The 19369-nt window shown below is 71.2% G+C and carries 20 protein-coding genes; 13 read left to right on the top strand and 7 right to left on the bottom strand.

Annotation, left to right across the window (positions count from 1 at the left end; translation table 11 throughout):
* The first annotated feature begins 17 nt into the window (after positions 1-17).
* From ON26_RS18145 to ON26_RS18120, 6 genes are all read left to right on the top strand, one after another.
* The gene (locus ON26_RS18145) at positions 18-467 is read left to right on the top strand and encodes a GNAT family N-acetyltransferase (RefSeq protein ID WP_040797377.1); all 450 of its coding nucleotides are present in this window, start codon (positions 18-20) and stop codon (positions 465-467) included.
* A gap of 46 nt (positions 468-513) precedes the next feature.
* The gene (locus tag ON26_RS35015; protein ID WP_083884182.1) at positions 514-1488 is read left to right on the top strand and encodes a macro domain-containing protein; all 975 of its coding nucleotides are present in this window, start codon (positions 514-516) and stop codon (positions 1486-1488) included.
* Positions 1489-1562: 74 nt separating this feature from the next.
* A complete protein-coding gene (locus ON26_RS18135) occupies positions 1563-3644 on the top strand; it encodes a VWA domain-containing protein (protein WP_083884181.1) in 2082 nt (693 codons plus the stop codon).
* 58 nt (positions 3645-3702) lie between these two features.
* Positions 3703-4317 carry a cob(I)yrinic acid a,c-diamide adenosyltransferase gene (gene cobO / locus ON26_RS18130; RefSeq protein WP_040797376.1) on the top strand — a complete coding sequence of 205 codons (615 nt, stop codon included), beginning with the start codon at positions 3703-3705 and terminating at the stop codon, positions 4315-4317.
* A 29-nt stretch (positions 4318-4346) separates the two neighbouring features.
* On the top strand, positions 4347-5876 hold the full coding sequence (locus tag ON26_RS33875) for a cobyrinic acid a,c-diamide synthase CobB (RefSeq protein WP_169333729.1): 1530 nt from the start codon (positions 4347-4349) through the stop codon (positions 5874-5876).
* 90 nt (positions 5877-5966) lie between these two features.
* Entirely contained in the window at positions 5967-6350 is a 384-nt protein-coding gene (locus tag ON26_RS18120) for a cobalamin biosynthesis protein (protein ID WP_083884184.1), read from the top strand.
* A gap of 29 nt (positions 6351-6379) precedes the next feature.
* On the opposite strand, the gene ON26_RS18115 is transcribed toward ON26_RS18120, so the two are convergent.
* Both ON26_RS18115 and ON26_RS18110 read right to left on the bottom strand, forming a co-directional pair.
* Positions 6380-7504, bottom strand: a complete 1125-nt coding sequence (locus tag ON26_RS18115; RefSeq protein ID WP_505770087.1) for an Rv3169 family protein — start codon at positions 7502-7504, stop codon at positions 6380-6382.
* Positions 7505-7511: 7 nt separating this feature from the next.
* Positions 7512-8642: a phosphotransferase family protein gene (locus tag ON26_RS18110; RefSeq protein ID WP_040797375.1), complete on the bottom strand. Its 1131-nt coding sequence runs from the start codon at positions 8640-8642 to the stop codon at positions 7512-7514.
* A gap of 191 nt (positions 8643-8833) precedes the next feature.
* Between ON26_RS18110 and cobA the strand changes: the two genes are divergently transcribed.
* A complete protein-coding gene (gene cobA / locus ON26_RS18105) occupies positions 8834-10117 on the top strand; it encodes a uroporphyrinogen-III C-methyltransferase (RefSeq protein ID WP_040797374.1) in 1284 nt (427 codons plus the stop codon).
* 52 nt (positions 10118-10169) lie between these two features.
* Complete coding sequence (locus ON26_RS18100) at positions 10170-11654, top strand: MFS transporter (protein ID WP_040797373.1); 1485 nt, start codon at positions 10170-10172, stop codon at positions 11652-11654.
* An 88-nt stretch (positions 11655-11742) separates the two neighbouring features.
* Here the strand turns inward: ON26_RS18100 and ON26_RS18095 are convergent, their stop codons facing one another.
* Complete coding sequence (locus ON26_RS18095) at positions 11743-12156, bottom strand: PPOX class F420-dependent oxidoreductase (RefSeq protein ID WP_040797372.1); 414 nt, start codon at positions 12154-12156, stop codon at positions 11743-11745.
* A gap of 40 nt (positions 12157-12196) precedes the next feature.
* Positions 12197-12940, bottom strand: coding sequence for a peroxide stress protein YaaA (gene yaaA / locus ON26_RS18090; protein WP_040797371.1), 744 nt, complete (start codon positions 12938-12940; stop codon positions 12197-12199).
* Positions 12941-12997: 57 nt separating this feature from the next.
* Here yaaA and ON26_RS18085 point away from each other — a divergent pair, with 57 nt between their 5' ends.
* A complete protein-coding gene (locus tag ON26_RS18085) occupies positions 12998-14755 on the top strand; it encodes a proline--tRNA ligase (RefSeq protein WP_040797370.1) in 1758 nt (585 codons plus the stop codon).
* A gap of 163 nt (positions 14756-14918) precedes the next feature.
* On the opposite strand, the gene ON26_RS34930 is transcribed toward ON26_RS18085, so the two are convergent.
* From ON26_RS34930 to ON26_RS18075, 3 genes are all read right to left on the bottom strand, one after another.
* Complete coding sequence (locus ON26_RS34930) at positions 14919-15053, bottom strand: hypothetical protein (protein WP_281032401.1); 135 nt, start codon at positions 15051-15053, stop codon at positions 14919-14921.
* 85 nt (positions 15054-15138) lie between these two features.
* Complete coding sequence (locus ON26_RS18080) at positions 15139-15564, bottom strand: ferritin-like domain-containing protein (protein WP_040797369.1); 426 nt, start codon at positions 15562-15564, stop codon at positions 15139-15141.
* Entirely contained in the window at positions 15561-16271 is a 711-nt protein-coding gene (locus ON26_RS18075; RefSeq protein ID WP_245545901.1) for a hypothetical protein, read from the bottom strand. The genes ON26_RS18080 and ON26_RS18075 overlap by 4 nt, the downstream gene beginning before the upstream one ends.
* A gap of 230 nt (positions 16272-16501) precedes the next feature.
* Here ON26_RS18075 and rimP point away from each other — a divergent pair, with 230 nt between their 5' ends.
* From rimP to ON26_RS32360, 4 genes are all read left to right on the top strand, one after another.
* On the top strand, positions 16502-17149 hold the full coding sequence (gene rimP, locus ON26_RS18070; RefSeq protein ID WP_040797368.1) for a ribosome maturation factor RimP: 648 nt from the start codon (positions 16502-16504) through the stop codon (positions 17147-17149).
* The gene (gene nusA, locus ON26_RS18065) at positions 17146-18174 is read left to right on the top strand and encodes a transcription termination factor NusA (protein ID WP_040797367.1); all 1029 of its coding nucleotides are present in this window, start codon (positions 17146-17148) and stop codon (positions 18172-18174) included. Before rimP ends, nusA begins: the two co-directional genes overlap by 4 nt.
* A 188-nt stretch (positions 18175-18362) precedes the next feature.
* Positions 18363-18641, top strand: a complete 279-nt coding sequence (locus ON26_RS32365; RefSeq protein ID WP_444543702.1) for a YlxR family protein — start codon at positions 18363-18365, stop codon at positions 18639-18641.
* Positions 18642-18749: 108 nt separating this feature from the next.
* The coding region (locus ON26_RS32360) for a translation initiation factor IF-2 N-terminal domain-containing protein (protein WP_174375413.1) at positions 18750-19369 on the top strand (620 nt) is incomplete at its 3' end.

Below are 19369 nucleotides of genomic sequence, written 5' to 3'. Positions count from 1 at the left end.
TGTGATAGCAAAGCGCGATGATGTCAACGGTTGCGCTCAAGCGTTCGTGGGCCGCGGATCTCGATACCGCCACCCTGTACCAGCTGTTGAAGCTTCGCGTAGAAGTCTTCGTCGTCGAACAGAAATGCGCGTACCCGGAACTCGACGGGCTCGACCTGTTGCCGGAGACGCGCCATTTCTGGCTCGACGACGAGGGCGAGATCATCTGCACGCTGCGGTTGCTCGAGGAGCACGAGAACGGCGTGAAATCCTTCCGCATCGGCCGTCTCTGTACGGTCCGGGAAGCGCGCGGGCACGGCTACACCACTCGGCTGCTGCGGGCGGCGCTGGCGGAGGCGGGGGAGTCGACGGTGCGGCTCACTGCCCAGACCTACCTGGTCGACATGTACGCCAAGCACGGCTTCGTGACCGACGGCGAGGAGTTCGTCGAGGACGGGATCAAGCACGTGCCGATGCGTCGCGGCTGACCGCGCACACCGATCGCCACACGGCACCGTCGCCGAAGGGGGAGTCATGGCTGCGGCCTGTGGTCCGGCGCACCTGTCGATCGTCGACGGCGACATCACCACTGTCTCGGCGGACGTGATCGTCAATGCCGCCGACCCCACACTGCGCGGGGACGGCGGCGGTGTCGACGGCGCGATCCACCGGGCCGGTGGTCCCGCCGTGCGGCGCGACTGCCTGGACAGGTATCCCACGGGCCTGGTGACCGGCGCGGCCGGGTGGACCACCGCGGGTAACCTGCCCGCCACCTGGGTCGTGCACGTCGCGGGCCCGAATTTCGCTGCGGGACAGCGTGATCGCCTGCTACTGGAAACCTGCTACCGGCGTGCGCTGCGGGTCGCCGACGAACTCGGCGCGCGATCGGTCGCCTTCCCGCTGATCGGTGCCGGGGCGTTCGGCCGGCCGCTCGACGAGGCGGTGGCCGTCGCGGTGGACACCCTCGCCACCGCCGCCACCCGGGTCGAGAACATCGAACTGGTCGCCTTCTCGCGGACCGCGTCGGCCGCCTTGCGCCGCAGGCTGTATCACCTGATCCCGCTGCGTCTGCTCGACGGCGTCGCCGCGCTGCACCGGCACGGCTTCCACCGGGTGCGCATCCTGCCCGGACTGAGCCCGTCGGGGACCAGCTGGCGGCTGTCGGTCGGCGCGGCGGACGCCATCGACACCGTGACGCGCGGATACGACGAGGCCGCCTGGAAGTCGGCGCTGCACTACACCTCGGCGGCCGGACCGGAGTTCGCGGACGCGTCGGTGACCCCGTCCTGGAGTGCGGACGAGGTTGCCGCGCTGATGCTCGCCGCACTGCCGGTGCTGCCGTCGCAGGCGCCCGACCCCGCCTACGTCACCTGGTACGAGGAGTTGCTGACCCTGGTCCGGCAGCGGGACGCGCTGCCCATCGCCTACGCCGACCACGACATCGGTTTCGGATGGCGCATAGACGAGCGGACCGTACCGCCGCCGCCGTCCCCGCCTCGGGCTCGCTGACCGCCGCGGCCGTCGGCCGCGTGGGGACGCAGGGTGGCGACCGACCGGGATGCGGTCCCGCCTAGGGTAGGGCCATGTCCTTGTCCCATGCCGAACGACGGCAGACCGGCGCCCTGCCGACCCCCGCGACCGGCTCCGAGGCCGGATTTCCGTTCTCCGCCGTGGTCGGGCAGGAACAGCTGCAGCTGGCGCTGATCCTGTGCGCGGTGCACCCCGGTATCGGCGGTGTGCTGGTGCGCGGGGAGAAGGGGACCGCGAAGTCGACGGTCGTGCGCGCGCTGGCGAACCTGTTGCCGCCGGTGGTGGACGAGACCGGCGCCCGTCCCGCGCGGCTGGTGGAGCTGCCGGTCGGCGCGACCGAGGATCGAGTGGTGGGCTCGCTGGATCTGGAACGGGTGCTGCGCGACGGCGAACAGGCGTTCCGGCCGGGTCTGCTGGCGGCGGCCCATCACGGCGTGCTCTATGTCGACGAGGTCAATCTGTTGCACGACCACCTGGTGGACGTGCTGCTCGACGCCGCCGCGATGGGCCGGGTGCACGTGGAGCGCGACGGGGTGTCGCATTCGCATCCGGCGCGATTCGTGCTGGTGGGGACGATGAATCCGGAAGAGGGCGAACTGCGTCCGCAGCTGCTGGACCGATTCGGGCTCACCGTCGACGTGGCCGCCTCCCGCGACGTGGACATCCGAATGACGGTGGTCCGCCGCAGACTGGACTACGAGGCGGATCCGGCGGCGTTCGCGGCCCGCTACGCCACCGCCGACCGGGAGATCGCCGATCGCGTCCTGGAAGCGCGTGACCGGCTCGCGGAGGTGGCGCTCGACGATGTCGAACTGCGCCGGATCGCCGCGCTGTGCGCGTCTTTCGACGTCGACGGGATGCGTGCCGATCTGGTGGTGGCCCGCACCGCCACCGCGCACGCCGCCTGGCGGGGTGCCGACGCGGTGGCGGAGCAGGATGTGCGGGTCGCCGCGGAGCTGGCGTTGCCGCACCGGCGTCGCCGCGATCCCTTCGACGAGCCGGGTATCAGCGAGGATCAGCTGGATCAGGCCATGCGGGATGCCGCGGACGCGGTCGAGCAGGCACAACCGCCCGCGCCCGAGCAGGATTCGAGCGACGATACGCCGGAGCGGGGCGAGGTCGGCCGGCCCGGCGACGACCGCGCCGATGACGACCGCGCCGATGGCGAGCGAGACGCCGATCGCACGAGCGACGATCGGAGCGGTCGCGACCATGACAGCTCCGATCCGGACGACGACCCCGACGGCCCGGCTCCGAACGGTCCCGGCGGTGGACGATCCGGCGAAGGACGCTCGGGCACACCGGTGTCCGGCGCCGCGCAGCCGCCGCGCTGGGAGGTTCCCGGCGTCGGCGAGGGCGCGCCGGGCCGCCGCTCGCGTGCGCAGACCCGCAACGGCCGGGTGGTGCGCGCGACCGCCGAACCCGGCACCGGACTGCACCTGCTCGGCACCGTGCTCGCCGCCGCCCCGCGCCAGCACCTGCGCGACAGGACCGACGGCAGGATGACCTTCGCGCCGGAGGATCTGCGCGGCGCGTATCGCGAAGGCCGCGAGGGCAACCTGGTGGTTTTCGTGGTCGACGCGTCCGGCTCGATGGCCGCGCGTGACCGGCTCTCCGCGGTGACCGGTGCCATCGTCACCCTGCTGCGCGACGCCTACCAGCGGCGCGACAAGGTGGCCGTGATCAGTGTGCGTGGCGCCGAGGCCGAACTGGTGCTGCCGCCGACCTCCTCGGTGGACATCGCGGTGCGCAGGTTGGCGGGATTGCGCACCGGCGGCAAGACGCCGCTGGCTGCCGGACTGCTGAAGGCCCGTGAGATCGTGCACCGCGAGCGGGTCCGTGATCCGCGCAGGCGTCCGATGCTGGTGCTGCTCACCGACGGACGGGCCACCGGCGGCGCCGACCCGGTGGGGCGGGCGAAAACCGCCGCCGGCCTGTTGGCGGGCGACGGGGTGACAGCGATGGTGGTGGACTGCGAGCGCGGCATGATCCGGCTCGGCCTGGCCGCCGAACTGGCGCGTGCCCTGCGCGGCAGCGTGGTGCGTCTCGGCGAGCTGACCGGCGAGGCCGTCGCCGAGGTGGTGCGCGCCGGGGCCGGTCGGAGCGCGACCGGGCGGTCGACGCGAGCGGCGTGACATCTGATCGACAACCGGCCGATCCGGCCGGTGGGACACGGGGATACGAGGAGTAGCGATGCCGAAGGGTGTGCCGGAAACGGTGCCCGACGACGGGCTGACCACGCGGCAGCGCCGCAACCAGCCGGTGCTCGCGGTGCACACCGGACCGGGCAAGGGCAAGTCCACCGCGGCGTTCGGCATGGCACTGCGCGCCTGGAACCAGGGCTTCGACGTGGCGGTCTTCCAGTTCGTCAAGAGCGCAAAGTGGAAGGTCGGCGAGGAGGCCGCCTTCCGCGCGCTCGGCGCGCTGCACGAGGAGACCGGCGCGGGCGGAGCCGTGCAGTGGCACAAGATGGGTGAGGGCTGGTCGTGGACGCGCAAGCAGGGCAGCGAGGACGATCATGCCGCTGCCGCGCTGTCCGGCTGGCGGGAGATCCAGCGACGGCTGGCCGCCGAGGAACACCGCTTCTACGTGCTCGACGAATTCACCTACCCGATGAAGTGGGGCTGGGTCGATGTGGACGAGGTGGTCGACGTCCTGGTCGACCGGCCGGGTAATCAGCACGTCGTCATCACCGGGCGCGACGCGCCGCAGGCCCTGCTCGACGCCGCCGATCTGGTCACCGAGATGACCAAGGTGAAGCACCCGATGGACGCGGGCCGTAAAGGCCAGCGCGGCATCGAGTGGTGAACGGCGCCGGGGAGCCGGCCCCTCCCGCGGTGGTGATCGCCGCTCCCGCGTCGGGGAGCGGGAAGACCACGCTGGCAACGGGTCTGATCGGCGCGCTGCGCCGGGCCGGGCATCGGGTCGCGCCGTTCAAGGTGGGCCCGGACTACATCGATCCCGGCTACCACGGGCTTGCCGCCGGCCGACCCGGACGCAACCTCGATCCGGTGCTCGTCGGAGCCGACCGGGTGGCACCGCTGTATCGGCACGGCAGTGCGGGCTGTGACCTGGCGGTCGTCGAAGGCGTCATGGGGCTGTTCGACGGCCGGATCGACGACGAGGTGCGCCCGGTGGCCGAGGGTTCGACCGCCCAGGTGGCAAGCCTGCTCGGCGCGCCGGTCGTGCTGGTCGTGGACGCGCGCGGGCACAGCCAGAGCCTGGCCGCGCTGCTACACGGCTTCGCGACCTTCGACAGCGGGATCCGGCTGGGCGGGGTGATCCTCAACCGGGTCGGCAGCGAGCGGCACGAGCAGGTGCTGCGCGCGGCCTGCTCCCGCGTCGGGCTGCCGGTGCTCGGCGCGCTCCCGCGCATGGTCGAACTCGAAGTCCCTTCCCGCCACCTCGGTCTCATCCCGGCCGTCGAGCACGGGTCCGCCGCGACCACGGCCGTCGCCGCGATGACCGACCTGGTCGCCGCGCACGTCGATCTCGCCGCCGTGGCCGCTCTGGCGCGTGGCACGGTGAGCGGGCCGTCCTGGAATCCTGCCGAGGAGTTGGCGAGAGCTGCGGAAATCGCCGGGTTCACGGCCGTGAGCCCCGTCGGTAGCGGGGGCCGGATCGGCGGTGACAGCGGGTCCGGTGACGACGGCGCTCTCGGTGTCACAGACGGTTCGGGCGGGGCCACCGTTGTCGGTGACGACAACCGATTCGATGGGGACGGTGGTTGCGGCGGTGTGGGCCCACTGGTGGCGATGGCGGGTGGTCCCGCGTTCACCTTCGGCTATGCCGAGCACCGCGAGCTGCTCGCCGCGGCGGGCGCTCGCGTCGTGGTCTTCGACCCGCTCCGCGATGAATTGCCCACCGGCACAGCAGGCCTCGTCGTGCCCGGCGGTTTTCCCGAGGAGCACGCCGCGGCACTGGCGGCCAATACGCCACTGCTGGAGCAGGTCCGGGCACAGGCGGGCGCCGGCCTGCCGATCCACGCCGAATGCGCGGGACTGCTGTACCTGACCCGCTCACTCGACGGCCACGCTCTGGCCGGTGTCGTCGACGCGGACGCCGAATTCGGACCCCGCCTGACCCTCGGCTACCGCGATGCCGTGGCGGTGGCGGACTCGCCGCTGTGGCGTGCGGGCGAACGGGTGCGAGGCCACGAGTTCCACCGGACTCGCCTGGTCCGCGCGGATACTTCCCGGCCTGCCTGGGGTTGGCGCGATCCCGCAGGCGCTGCGGTCCGCGAAGGACTGCTCACCCATCGTGTGCACGCCTCCTATCTACACACCCATCCCGCCGGAAATCCCATTGCGACAGCGCGATTCGTCGCTGCGGCAGCCGAATATGCGACCGCTCACGCGGTGCGCTGAACCGGGGCGCCCCCCGTCGCGACGCGTGGTCGGCGAGGCGGCGCGTTCGTCCGCCGTGCGCGGGCCGGCGTGCGCTGTCCGGCGGTCAGTGTGACGGACCGGCGCGTTTTCCGCGAGGCGGTCGCCGTCGGGATCGGCTTCCGCCCGGGGACGGGCGCGGACCGGATCCTGTCGGCGGTGCGGGCGGTCCTCGCCGACGCGGACTGCCGCTGCCTGGCAACGCTGGACCGGCGCGGTGACGAGCCCGGATTGCTCTGCGCGGCGGCGGAATTGCGGGTACCGGTGCGCACGTTCTCCGCGGCCGAGCTGGCCGGAGTCGAGGTCCCGCATCCCAGCGAATGTGTCGCCGCCGCGACCGGAACGGCGAGCGTGGCCGAAGCCGCCGCCGTCCTCGCCGCCCGGGGCGGACCTCTGGTGCACGCCAAAACCGTGCACGAGGGGGTCACCGTGGCCCTTGCTCAGGTATCGGGATAGCCCCTTCCGCCGGGCAGCCGTGGACGGACTCAGGGCGCGACCGAACCCCAATCCGCGAACCCGGTCGGATCGTGCCTGCCGATGCTGGCGTGTTCGAACAGGCCCCAGCCGACGACATCGCCGCAGCGGGCGCGCGCGACGTGGTCGGTCACGCCGTACGGGACGCGGGCCGCCACGGCGGGATCGATGAGGTTGTAGCGGCGTGCGTCCGACCAGCCGCGTCCCTTCCACTGGCCGTGCTGCCAGTCCGGATCGCCGCCGTAGCCGCACCCGACGTGCAGCGGCATCGCTGTGCCGGTGGCGATCTCGATGTCGAGCGGTGTGCCGTCGGGGGTGCTCAGGAACAGACGGGCGGCCACGGGGTGGCGGGTGCCGGTGCGGTAGTCGATCTCGACACGCGGCCAGCCGAGCTGCTCGACCCGGCCGTCCGGCCATACCCGCACCGCGTCGTTGAGGGTGCGATAGCCGTCGGGGTTCTCCTGCACGATCACCACCACGGCGAACTCCTCGAAACGCAGCGGCACGTACAGCCACCAGAAGCCGCCCGCGGGTTCGGCGGCCGCGCGGCCGGGCGGTTCGGCCTCGCCCACGGGGCGGATGCCCCAGGAACGGTCGCGGGTGCCCGTCCACACCCGCTCGTCGAGCGCGATGTCCGTGCCGTCGATCGACAGCGATCCCGACCACGAGCCGACCTGAGCGAAGCGCGAGGCCTCGATGATCGGGCGCCCGCCGGCGAGAATCAGATGCGGCTGCTCGGCGACCGCGGGAAAGGCGCCGGTCCAGGTCATGTCGCAGGACAGCTCGTCGTGCTCGCAGATCACGCGCAGCCGGTGCAGCGGCTCGAGCACCTCGATGCGGTAGCCACCCACCCGCAGGTCCATCCCGCGGTCGCCGAGCGCGTCGGAGAAGCGCACGGAGCGAACCTGCTCGCCGCGGCGCACCGCCAGGTATCCGTCGACGACGCCGAGATTCGGATACACGCCGAAACCGGTGACGGCCAGCGTGCCGCCGTCCCGGTCGTGGGCGTTGAAATAGCTGCGGTCGTAGAAGTTCCGGTCGCTCGAGGCCACCCGCGTCATCGGCAGCGGGGTCTGGTGGATGGGGTACTCGTCCAGCGGCGAGGGCGTCGAACCGGGGGTGCGGGGTGTGTTCACAGTGTCCTCAGTCCCATGCACAGGTGCCGTCGAGCATGGATTCCAGCAGTGCCCTGTGCATGACGTAGTCGTCGCGGTCGTCGGTATCGGTGTCCTCGCCGAAGTGCAGCATCCGGCGTTTGATCCTGGCCATCACGATGGCGTGCCGCAGGGCGGCGTAGACCAGGTAGAAGTCCATGTCGCGCACCCGATGTCCGCTCGCGCGTTCGTAGGTCGCCACCGTCTCGCCCAGGCGCAGGAAATCGGGCAGGCCCGGCTGGTCGAAGCGGGTGGCGATGTCCTGGAAGAAGCGGTGGATGAACACCGTCCAGGCCAGATCCACCTCGCGCGGGCCGAGCGCCGCCATCTCCCAGTCCAGTACCGCGGCTGGTTCGAAGCCGTCGAAGATGATGTTGCCCGGCCTGGCATCGCCCCAGCAGAGCACGTCCGGCCCGGGATCGGCGGGCCGGTGCGCCTCCAGCCAGTCGAAGGCGCGCTCGATGATCGGGATCCGGTAACCGTCGGCGGCCAGCGCCCAGTCGTACCAGTCACGGTGCCAGTCCAGGTGTCTGCGCAGCGTTTGGCCCGGCCCGTCGAGCATCGGGAAACGCGCGGCGGGATCGGGCACCGCGTGGATGGCGGCGATGGTCTCCACCGTCCTGGCCGCCAGCGTCGCCCGCTGCTGCGGGGTCGCCTCGAACAGCCAGCCGAGGAAGACATACGGCGGGTTGTCGGTCGGCACGCGGCCCTCGACGCGGCGCATGACGAAGAATTCCGTGCCGAGCACCGTCGCGTCGGTTTCCAGCCAGCACAGCGGCGGCACCGGGACCGTGGTCGCGGCGGCCACGCCGGCCATGACGTGGAACTGGGCGGTCAGGTCGTAGGTGTGGAAGACCGGGAAGTCGCGCGGGTCCGGCGCCAGCCGGGCGACGAACGAGCCGCCCTCGCGCATCCCGCCTGCCTGCCAGGTGGCGTCGAAGAACACCGACGTGCTCGACAACCCGGAGTTCTGCGGAATGCTCGCGTTCGTGACCACCGGCGCGCCCTCGGCGTCGGTGCGGGTCCGCAGCCAGGCGGAGAGGTCCGCGGCCAGGGCTTCGGGATCGCGTTCACTCACGGTGAGCTGCCGCCGTAGCGTCGGATCCGTGTCGTCGGTCATGAGCAACCTCCTTGGCACTGGGCCGGCCGCGCGCGTGGTCGCGTGGATCGAGTGCGAATGTAACGTGTTTCAGTTCCGTCGCGGTGGCGGATTCGGCGAAAAGGCCGGGTGACACGCCGCGTGGTGCACGGCCACCCGGCGCAGCGGTCTGGGTGCGGGCCCGCCCCGGCCTGGCCGTAGGCTGAACGACTGTGCCGAAAACGTCAGACACCAACGGAGACCAGGTCGCCGAGGCCGCAGCGGAGCCGAACTATCTCGTCGGACTCGACCTGCGCGGCCGTCGCGTGGTCGTGGTCGGCGGTGGGACGGTCGCCGCGCGCCGGCTCGGGCTGCTGATCGCCTCGGGCGCCGAGGTACACGTCGTCAGCCGGGAAGTGACGCCGACCGTCGAGGGCATGGCGAGCGCCGGGCAGATCACCGTGGCGCTGCGCGACTACGCCGACGGCGACCTCGCCGACGCCTGGTACGCGATCGCCTGCACCGACGAACCGCAGACCAATGCCGCGGTCGTCGCCGAAGCGGAACGGCGCCGGGTGTTCTGCGTGCGCGCCGACAACGCCCGCCTGGGCACCGCCGTCACGCCCGCGACCGCGCGCTACGAGGGCCTGGCGATCGGCGTGCTGGCAGGCGGCGCGCACCGGCGTTCGGCCGCGGTCCGCAACGGCCTGCTCGAGGCCCTGCAGTCGGGGACGGTCGCCGACGATTCCACACCGGTCGCTCCCGGCGTCGCCCTCGTCGGCGGTGGCCCCGGCGACCCCGACCTGATCACCGTGCGCGGCAGGCGTCTGCTCGCCCGCGCCGACATCGTGGTCGCCGACCGGCTCGCACCGCCGGAGCTGCTGGCCGAACTCGGGCCGCACGTGCAGGTCGTGGACGCCGCCAAGATCCCCTACGGGCGGGCCATGGCGCAGGAGGCGATCAACACCGCGCTCGTCGAAGGCGCCAAGGCGGGCAAGTTCGTGGTGCGGCTCAAGGGCGGTGACCCGTACGTGTTCGGCCGCGGCTACGAGGAAGTGGAAGCATGCGTGGCCGCCGGGGTGCCGGTCACCGTCGTGCCGGGCGTCACCAGCCCCATCTCGGTGCCGGGTGCGGCAGGCATCCCGGTGACCCATCGGGGCGTGACCCACGAATTCGTGGTGGTCAGCGGGCACGTCGCCCCGGATCACCCGGATTCGCTGGTCGACTGGCCCGCGCTGGCGCGGTTGCGCGGCACCCTGGTGCTGATGATGGCCGTCGAGCGCATCGAGCAGTTCGCCGACGCGCTGCTGGCAGGTGGCCGGGCGGCCGATACCCCGGCCGCGGTGATCCAGGAGGGCACACTGCGCACCCAGCGTGTCCTGCGCGCCGATCTGGGCACGGTGGCCGCCCGCGTCCGGACCGAAGGCATCCGGCCGCCCGCGATCATCGTCATCGGGCCGACCGCCGCGTTCGCCGTCGAAGACGCCGAAGTACTGACCGGATCGGAGAACGGGTAGCCGTACCCATGCGTACCGGCAATTGTTCACCCGTCCACTAAGGTGGCTCACCATGCTCGAAAACCCCGCTGCGACGACGCAGTCTCCGGTGAAGCAGCGGGCCCTCGGGCTCGCGATCCTCGTCCTGAGCGGGTTGCAGCTCATGGTCGTGCTCGACGGCACCGTGGTGATCTTCGCGCTGCCTCGACTGCAGGACCAGATGGGCCTGAGCAGTTCAGGCAGCGCCTGGATCGTCACCGCCTACGGATTGACCTTCGCCGGCCTGATGCTGCTCGGCGGTCGTCTCGGCGACGCCTTCGGCCGTAAGCGCATGCTCATCATCGGCGTCGCCCTGTTCACGCTGGCTTCGCTGATCTGCGGCCTGGCCCAGTGGCAATGGATGCTCGTCGCCGCGCGCGCTCTGCAGGGCGGGGGTGCGGCGGTCGCTGCCCCCGCCGCGTTCGCCCTGGTGGCGACCACGTTCGCGCCGGGCAAGGCGCGTAATCAAGCGATCGCCGTGGTCGGCTCGATGGTGGGCGTCGGCTCGGTCGGCGGGCTGGTCGTCGGTGGCGCCCTGACTCAGCTGTCATGGCGCTGGATCTTCCTGATCAACGTGCCGATCGGCGCGCTCATCATCGTCGGCGCGATCTACTGCCTGGCCGATACCGACCACCACCGGATGACCCTGGATATCCGCGGCGCGGTGCTCGGCACCCTGGCCTGCGCCGCCATCGTGTTCGGCGCGACCGAGGGCCCCGGGCTGGGCTGGACCAACCCGGCGGTCGTCGGTTCGCTGATCGGCGGTGCGATCCTGCTGGTGGTGTTCGTCGTCGCCGAACGCAATGTCGACAACCCGCTGCTGCCCTGGTCGCTGTTCGACAGCCGCGACCGGGTCACCACCTTCCTGCTCATCCTGCTCTCGGGCAGCGTGCTCGGCGCGATGACCTACTTCGTCGCCCAGTTCCTGCAGAACGTGCTCGGCTACGGTCCGCTGCAGGCGGGCACCGCCTCGATCCCGTTCACCATCGGTATCGGCATCGGCGGCGCGCTGGCCTCCAAGCTGGCCATGACCATCGCGCCGCGCTGGCTGCTGCTCGGCGCCGCGCTGGTCCTGGCGGGCGGCCTGATGGTCGGCTCGACGTTGCACGACGAGGTGTCCTACGTCTCGGTGCTGCTGCCGCTGCTGATCGTGATCGGCCTCGGGGTGGGGGTCGCGATGGTCGTGACGCCGCTCAGCGTCCTGGTCGGCGTGCCCGCCTCGGACATCGGGCCGCTCTCGGCGGTCGGCCAGATGTTCATGAATCTCGGCACGCCGATGGCGATCGGCATCCTCACCCCGGTGGCGGTCTCGCGCACCCTGTCCCTGGGCGGGTCGACCGGCCCGGTGTCGGGGATGACCGACGCCGAGATCGTGGCGCTCGGTGAGGGGTACACGCTGGTGCTGGCGGTGTGCGCGGGTGTCGCGCTGGTGATCGGCCTGATCGCGCTCACCCTGCGCTTCACCCCGCAGGACATCGCCCGGGCGCAGCACGCGCAGGACGAGGCCCAGCGCAGCTGAGTCCGACTCGTCGCGGCCGATCCGGACCGTGCGGCCGCGTGGTTCCGGCGCCGCCGGGTGGGATCCGGCGCGCCGGGGGCTTCACGCCTTAGATGCGGCTGACGACCTTGCGGGGCGTGACGCGCACGATCACGCGCTCACCGTCGTTCGCCGAGGCCGGATTGAATTCGGCGTAGGGCTTGCCGGTGTACTTCAGCGACAGCTGATCCGGCAGCGCCCGCTCCGGGTCGGGGGTGACGGTGGCGGTGCCGCGGATCTCGGCGTAGAGGTAGGGCTGCTCCGGCGGATTGATCAGCACGGTGATCCGGGGATCGGCCGCGAGGTTCTTGCCCTGCTGCCGGTCCACCGTAGTGGAGAACAGCAGATCGTCGCCGTCGCGGGCGAGCCAGACCACGGTCAGGTGCGGATGACCGTTCGGGCCGAGCGTGGCAACGCTCGCGTACACGTGGTTGTCGTCGATGTGGTTCTTCAGGGTCTCGGAAAGCGTTGCGGTAGTGGTCACGTGGTGAGCAACACACCGATGCCGTGCGCTGATTCCCGGCTCAGGTGAGAACGAGAAGTTCCGTTGGGGAGGCGATCTCGATCCGCAGTCCCGCCCTGGTCGCGACCTTGGCCAAGCCGCGGACATCCGTCGGCTCGGCGCGGGTGAGCACCAGCGCGCGGGCCAGCAGACCCTTGTGGTGCTTGTTGAAATGGCTGACCACGGTGCGCGAGCCGTCCGGGTGCTCGGTCAGCACGTTCGCGGTGACGGCGCCGGGCACGCGGCCGAGTTGCTGGTAGACGCCCGAGCGCAGATCGACGACGAGTTCGCCTGCCGTCTCCCGCGCCAGTGCGGCGGGCAGGTCGTCACGCCAGAGCGCCGAGAGAGTCGGCAGGCCGGGCAGTTTCGAGCCGCCCGAGAGGCGATAGGCGGGAATCGGGTCCACGGCCCGGACCACGCCGAACAGCGCCGACCCGATCGCCAGGCGGGCTCGCGCCTTCTCCCGCTGGACCTTGGTGAATGCCTTCGCGTCGAGCGCGTCGTAGAGCACGCCGGTGTAGCGCTCCAGTGCGGGCCGGGTGGGGGAGGTGCGCAAGGCGGCGTTGCGGGCGATCTCCGCCTCGGCCCCCTTACCGAGCCCGAGCGCCGCTCGGCTGGCTTCCGGATCGGCCGCGAGCCCGATCAGCTGGTCGACCAGCTTCGCCCGTATCGGCGTGAGCTGTGGCATCGACAGAGCATCCAGGTCGAGGGCAGCGCCCGATCCGCCGTCGGACTTGGTTTCGGAGGGAGGCAACAGCACCAGCACGAGCGGATACGGTAATGCCTTTGAGCGCGCGATCGGACGGGGACTACGCTGTTCGCCGTGATCACCCGCCTGTCTCACCTCTTCCTGCGCACCCTGCGCGACGACCCCGCCGACGCCGAGGTGCCCAGCCACAAACTGCTGGTTCGCGCCGGATACGTGCGCCGCATCGCCCCGGGTGTGTACAGCTGGCTACCGTTGGGCCTGAAGGTGCTGCGCAAGGTCGAAGACGTCGTGCGCGAGGAGATGAACGCGATCGGCGCCCAGGAGATCTCGCTGCCCGCCCTGCTGCCGCGCGAGCCCTACGAGACCACCAATCGCTGGACCGAGTACGGCGACGGCCTGTTCCGCCTCCAGGATCGCAAGGGTGCGGACTACCTGCTCGGGCCCACCCACGAAGAGCTGTTCGCGCTCACCGTGAAGGGTGAGTACAACTCCTACAAGGATCTTCCGGTCACGCTGTACCAGATCCAGACCAAGTACCGCGACGAGGAACGTCCCCGCGCCGGCATCCTGCGCGGGCGCGAGTTCATCATGAAGGACTCCTACTCCTTCGACCTCGACGAGGACGGCCTGAAGGCCAGCTACAACGCGCACCGCGAGGCCTACCAGCGCATCTTCGAGCGTCTGAAGGTGCAGTACGTGATCGTGGCGGCCACCTCGGGCGCGATGGGCGGCAGTGCCTCCGAGGAGTTCCTGGCCGACAGCCCGGTCGGCGAGGACACCTACGTGCTCTGCCGGGAATCCGGCTACGCGGCCAATGTCGAAGCGGTGATCACGCCCGCGCCCGCGCCGCAGCCGATCGAAGGCAGGCCCGAGGCCGTCGTGCACGACACCCCGGACACTCCCACCATCGCCGCGCTCGTTGACTGGGCCAACGCCGCGGGCATCGCCGAACAGTTCGGCCGTCCGGTCACGGCCGCGGACACTCTCAAGAACGTGATGGTCAAGCTGCGCCACCCGGACGGCAAGACCGAGATCGTCGGTATCGGCGTGCCCGGCGACCGCGAGGTCGACGACAAGCGCCTCGGCGCCTCCGTCGAGCCCGCCGAGGTGGAACTGCTCACCGACGCCGACTTCGCCGAGAATCCCTTCTTGGTCAAGGGTTACATCGGCCCGAAGGCGCTGCAGGCCAACGGCATCCGCTATCTCGTCGACCCGCGGGTCGGCACCGGTACCTCGTGGATCACCGGCGCCGACATCCAGGGTAAGCACGTCGTCGGGCTGATCGCCGGACGCGACTTCACCCCGGACGGCACCGTGGAGGCCGCCGAGGTCCGCGACGGTGATCCCTCGCCGGACGGCCGCGGCACCCTCGTCTCGGCGCGCGGTATCGAGATCGGCCACATCTTCCAGCTCGGCAACAAATACACCGACGCCTTCGAGGTGGACGTGCTCGGCGAGAACGGCAAGCCGGTGCGCCTGACCATGGGCTCCTACGGCATCGGCGTCTCCCGCATGGTCGCGGTCGTCGCCGAACAGCAGCACGACGAGAAGGGCCTGCGCTGGCCCGCCGAGATCGCGCCGTTCGATGTGCACGTCGTCATCGCCAACAAGGACGCCGCGGCCCGCTCCGGCGCCGAAGAGGTGGTCGCCGGCCTGCACGCGCAGGGCTTGGACGTGCTGTTCGACGATCGCACCGCCTCGCCCGGCGTCAAGTTCAAGGACGCCGAACTGCTCGGCATGCCGTGGGTGCTGGTGGTCGGCCGCGGCTGGGCCGACGGCACGGTGGAACTACGCAACCGCTTCACCGGCGAGGCCGAGGAAGTGCCCGCCGCGGAGGCGGTCTCCACGGTGGTCGCGCGCATCCGCGGCTGAGTCCGGACCGACGCGCCCCGGTCTGCACGTCGCGGACCGGGGCATTGTCGTGTCCCGGCCCCGGCGCTACGGCCGGATGCCGCCACCTTCTCCGGTGCCGCCGCGCGAAGACGCGAGACAAGGCCGAGATGCGGGGGCGAACGCGGTGTGGGCCGCCGCTGTCTCAGAGGTCGGTGTAGTCGCGGACGAGGTCGTTCGGGTGCCCGGTGGCGTGGGCGGGACCTGCGGTGCGGAATGCCGTGACGGCAGCGGCCAGGACGATCAGCAGCACACAGGCGTGGCGTACAGCGCGACTCATCGAATCCTGTCCTCCGGCAAGCTGATCGGGCGACAACGCTACCGAAGGCTATTCGCCGCGTGCCCGGCTTCGGATGGGAGCCGGTTCAGACCGCGCCCGGCAGCGCGTTGCTCGGTGTCCCGAGGATGTTCTGCCAGGTCGCCAGGCGTAGCGCGCTCTCGGCCAGCGCGTCGACGCCGAGGCGGCGATTCTGCTCGGTACTGCTCTGCTCGACCACCGCCCGCCAGGCCACGGCGGCGTCGGCTTCCACGGTCTCGGCCAGACGGGCCGCGTCGACCGGATTGTCCACCGGGAACGGCACCGTGTAGGCCGGGTCCGGGGTGGGCGCTTCCACGCCCGCGGCGCGCAGGGTGTCGAGAGTGGCGTCCCGGCGGGCGCGGTGGGCGGCGGTGTGCTCGGCGACCAGGTCACGCCGTTCGGGCGATGCGTAGGCGGCGATCACGCCGTAGGCGTAGACGGCGATGTACTCGGCGCGCAGGGCGTCGAGCACGGTCTGGCGTTCGTCGGTCATGCGGTGGCGAGTCCTTCGGCGTGCACGGCGCAGGCGGCGCTGATGGAGGCGAGCAGGCCGGCGCGGTAGCCGGACAGGGCGACGGCTGTGTCGGCGGTGGCCCGCCGCGAGCGGGACAACTGCTCGCGCAACTGCTCGATGCCGGGCGCGGAGACCGGTGCCGGGGTCGCGCTCGGCGGTCTGGTCTTGTGGACCGGGGTGGTCCCGTCGCCGTAGACGCCGACCAGGCGGGCGATCTCGGCGGCGAGGATCTCGGCGTGCTCGGTGCGCTGGGCGGCGATCGTGCTCAGGGTGGACTGCAGGTGCGGTGCGAGGGCGATCGCCGCGCTCGCGGCCGCGGCGTCGGCGCGGGCCTGCAGCTCGTGGACGGCGAGCGGGTCGGGGTCGTGCACGGGGTCCTCGGTGCAGGCGGCCGTCGCCGCGAGCGCGAGGGCGCCGAGCGTGCCCGCTCCCGCGGCGCGCAACGCGGTTCGTCGATCGAACGACAGCGTCTGCCTCCGCGCGGCGCTCGGGCCCGAACTCCGGCCGCCGGATCCTGCCCTGGCGGAATCGGATCCTGTTGCGGCGCCTACTCGTTCGGCGCCATGACCGTTTCCCGCGCCGAGCGGGCGGTGATCGTCCCAGGCGGTCTGCGAGGTGACGTGCCGGTGCACGAGGGGGAGGTCGGGAAGCCCGGCCTGCGACGGCGTGGAGAGGCGGAATGGCACCCGACCATCGTGCCAGATTCGCCGCCGCGGGCTCGCCGCCGAGCCTGCGCCGGTCACCGCCGCCACGCCGGGAAAGCGCGCCACGCCAGCGGCTTGTCGCCCTGGGCCGATGGTCCTATACACTCCCCGGGCGCGTTACGCTAGAGATTCGGTACCGGATTTCTCGCCGTGTCACACCACGACCGTGCCACAACTGGACCGCGTCACAACTGAACCAGGAGCCGCCGCACATGCCCATGCCGACCGAGGAGAGGGTGAGCCAGCTGGTTGCTGGGCTCGTCGAACGCCGGGGTTTCGACCTCGAGGGCGTGCAGATCATCGCGGCGGGCGGCCGTGCGGACGCGCAGACCAGGCTCACGGTGATCGTGGACAGCGACGGACCGGCCGACCTGGACTCCGTCGCCGAACTCAGCTCGGAGATCTCGGTAGTCTTGGACGACGCGGCCGTTTTCGGCGAGTCGCCGTATCTCCTCGAAGTCACCACCCCCGGCGTCGACCGTCCGTTGACCGCGCCCCGGCACTGGCGTCGCGCGCAGGGCCGCAAGGTGCGGATCACGCTCCGGCCCGGCGCCGAACCACCCGACCCCGGCGGATCGGCTCGCTTCGAGGCGCGGGTCGGCCGGCTCGGCGAGGGAACGGTCGCGCTGGTGCTCGGCGGTAAACAGAAGCCGCACCGGGTGCACGTGCCGCTCGCCGACATCGAGCGCGCGGTCGTGCAGGTGGAGTTCTCCCCGCCGGGAGCCAGGGAACTGGAACTCGCGGGCGGGGTGGCGCCCGGCCGGCCGCAACCGGCTCAGGACGAAGGTCTCGTAGTACCGGCAACACCAGCGTCACCAGCAACACCAGCGTCCGAGCCGAGTGAAGGGATCGTGGAATGAACATCGAAATCGAAGCCCTGCGGGCGATCGTCGCCGACAAGGGGATCTCGATCGAGACGGTGATCTCCGCGATCGAGTCGGCACTGTTGACCGCATACCGGCACACCGAAGGGCATCAGCCCAACGCGCGTGTCGACATCAACCAGAAGACCGGCGCCGTGCGCGTCATGGCGGTCGAACTCGACGCCGACAACAATGTCGTCTCCGAGTGGGACGACACCCCGGAAGGGTTCGGCCGTATCGCGGCGACCACGGCACGCCAGGTGGTGCTGCAGCGGCTGCGCGACGCGGAGAACGAGAAGTCCTTCGGTGAGTTCGCCACCCATGAGGGCGACATCGTCGGCGGCGTGGTGCAGCGCGACGCGCGGGCCAATGCCCGCGGCACCGTCGTGGTGCGTATCGGCAGCGAACTGCACGGCACCGAAGGACTGATCCCCGCCGCCGAGCAGGTGCCCGGCGAGACCTACGAGCACGGCGATCGCGTCAAGTGCTACGTCGTCGGCGTCTCGCGCGGCCCACGCGGCCCGCAGATCACTCTCTCGCGCACGCACCCGAACCTGGTTCGCCGGTTGTTCGCCCTCGAGGTTCCCGAGATCGCCGACGGCTCGGTGGAGATCGTCGCGGTGGCCCGCGAGGCCGGGCACCGCTCCAAGATCGCGGTCCGCGCCACCGTGCCCGGGGTCAATGCCAAGGGCGCTTGCATCGGCCCGATGGGGCAGCGGGTGCGCAACGTGATGAGCGAGCTGGCGGGGGAGAAGATCGACATCATCGACTACGCCGAGGATCCGGCGACGTTCGTCGGCAATGCGCTCTCCCCCTCGAAAGTGGTTTCGGTCACCATCGTCGATCCGGACGCCCGCGCCGCACGGGTCGTGGTGCCCGACTTCCAGCTCTCGCTGGCGATCGGCAAGGAGGGGCAGAATGCCCGTCTGGCCGCCCGATTGACCGGGTGGCGCATCGATATCCGCAGCGACGCCGCCGGTGACGTGGACGACAGCGCCCGCACGGAGGCGCATCGCAGTTGAGCGCAGCGCACGGCGCGAGCCGGGAATCGGCGGCCGCGCGGGATGGATTCGTCACGCCGAAAGGGGACGGGTTCGGTGAACGGGGCGTCCCGGCTGTAGAGTGGACAGAGGTTCGACTCGAGCCCTCGGCTACTTTGCCCGGGCGCACCATCGAGCAGCACCGGACGTCTCCGCGCCGGTCGGCTCCGGTGCGTACGTGTATCGGATGCCGTAAGCAGGAGTCGGCCGTCGAACTGCTACGGATCGTGGCACGAGATCGGGACGCCGGCGACGGATCCAGTATCGTCGTGGTCGTTCCCGATCCGCGGCGCAGACTTCCCGGAAGGGGTGCCTGGTTGCACCCCCTTTCCGTTTGTTTGACCGCAGCGGTTCGACGCCGAGCATTCGGCAGAGCACTACGAGTGTCCGGACATCTGGATATCTCAGCCCTGGAGCAGTACCTCGAGAACAGGCACGAGCACTCATGAGCACACCGTGAAGTACCAACGATGAACGTCCATCGGAGATAACCCGAGGTCGTGCGGGCCGCCGTCCCTGAATCGGTGGCGCTGCTCGACCTCTCAGTGAGGAGAGCAGTGGCAGGCAAGGCCCGCGTGCACGAGTTGGCCAAGGAACTCGGTGTCACGAGCAAGGAACTACTCGCAACGCTCAAGGAGCAGGGCGAGTTCGTGAAGTCGGCGTCCTCGACGGTGGAAGCACCCGTCGCGCGTCGTCTGCGCGAGTCGTTCGCGCCGAAATCGGCCCCCGCGAACGGCGCCAAGACCGGTGCGAGGCCCGGTCCTTCGTCGTCGGCCCGCCCGGGCCCCAAGCCCGTCCCCGGCGGCCCCCGTCCGGGTCCGCGTACCCCCGCCGCCCCCGCTGCCGCTGCCGCGCAGCAGGCCCCCGCGGAGCAGGTCGCACGTCCGTCCGAGGTCCGTCCCGGCCCGTCGGTCAAACCCGGACCCGTCCCGGCTCCGCGCCCCGCGGCGCCGGAAGCCCCCGCTGCCAAGGCCGCTCCCGCGGCGCCATCGGCTCCGGCGGGCCCACGCCCGACTCCGGGTGGCCCGCGCCCCGCGCCGCAGCAACAGCAGCAGCGTCCCGGCCAGCAGCAACAGCAGCAGCGTCCGGGCGCCCCGGCGCAGGGCGGCCCGCGTCCCGGCCCGAAGCCGGGTCCGAAGCCCCCGCGTGTGGGCAACAACCCCTTCTCGTCTGCTCC

This window comes from Nocardia higoensis NBRC 100133 (genome assembly GCF_000308595.1).
GTDB classification, from domain to species: Bacteria; Actinomycetota; Actinomycetes; order Mycobacteriales; family Mycobacteriaceae; genus Nocardia; species Nocardia higoensis.
This window is presented reverse-complemented; position numbering and strand designations above follow the sequence as displayed.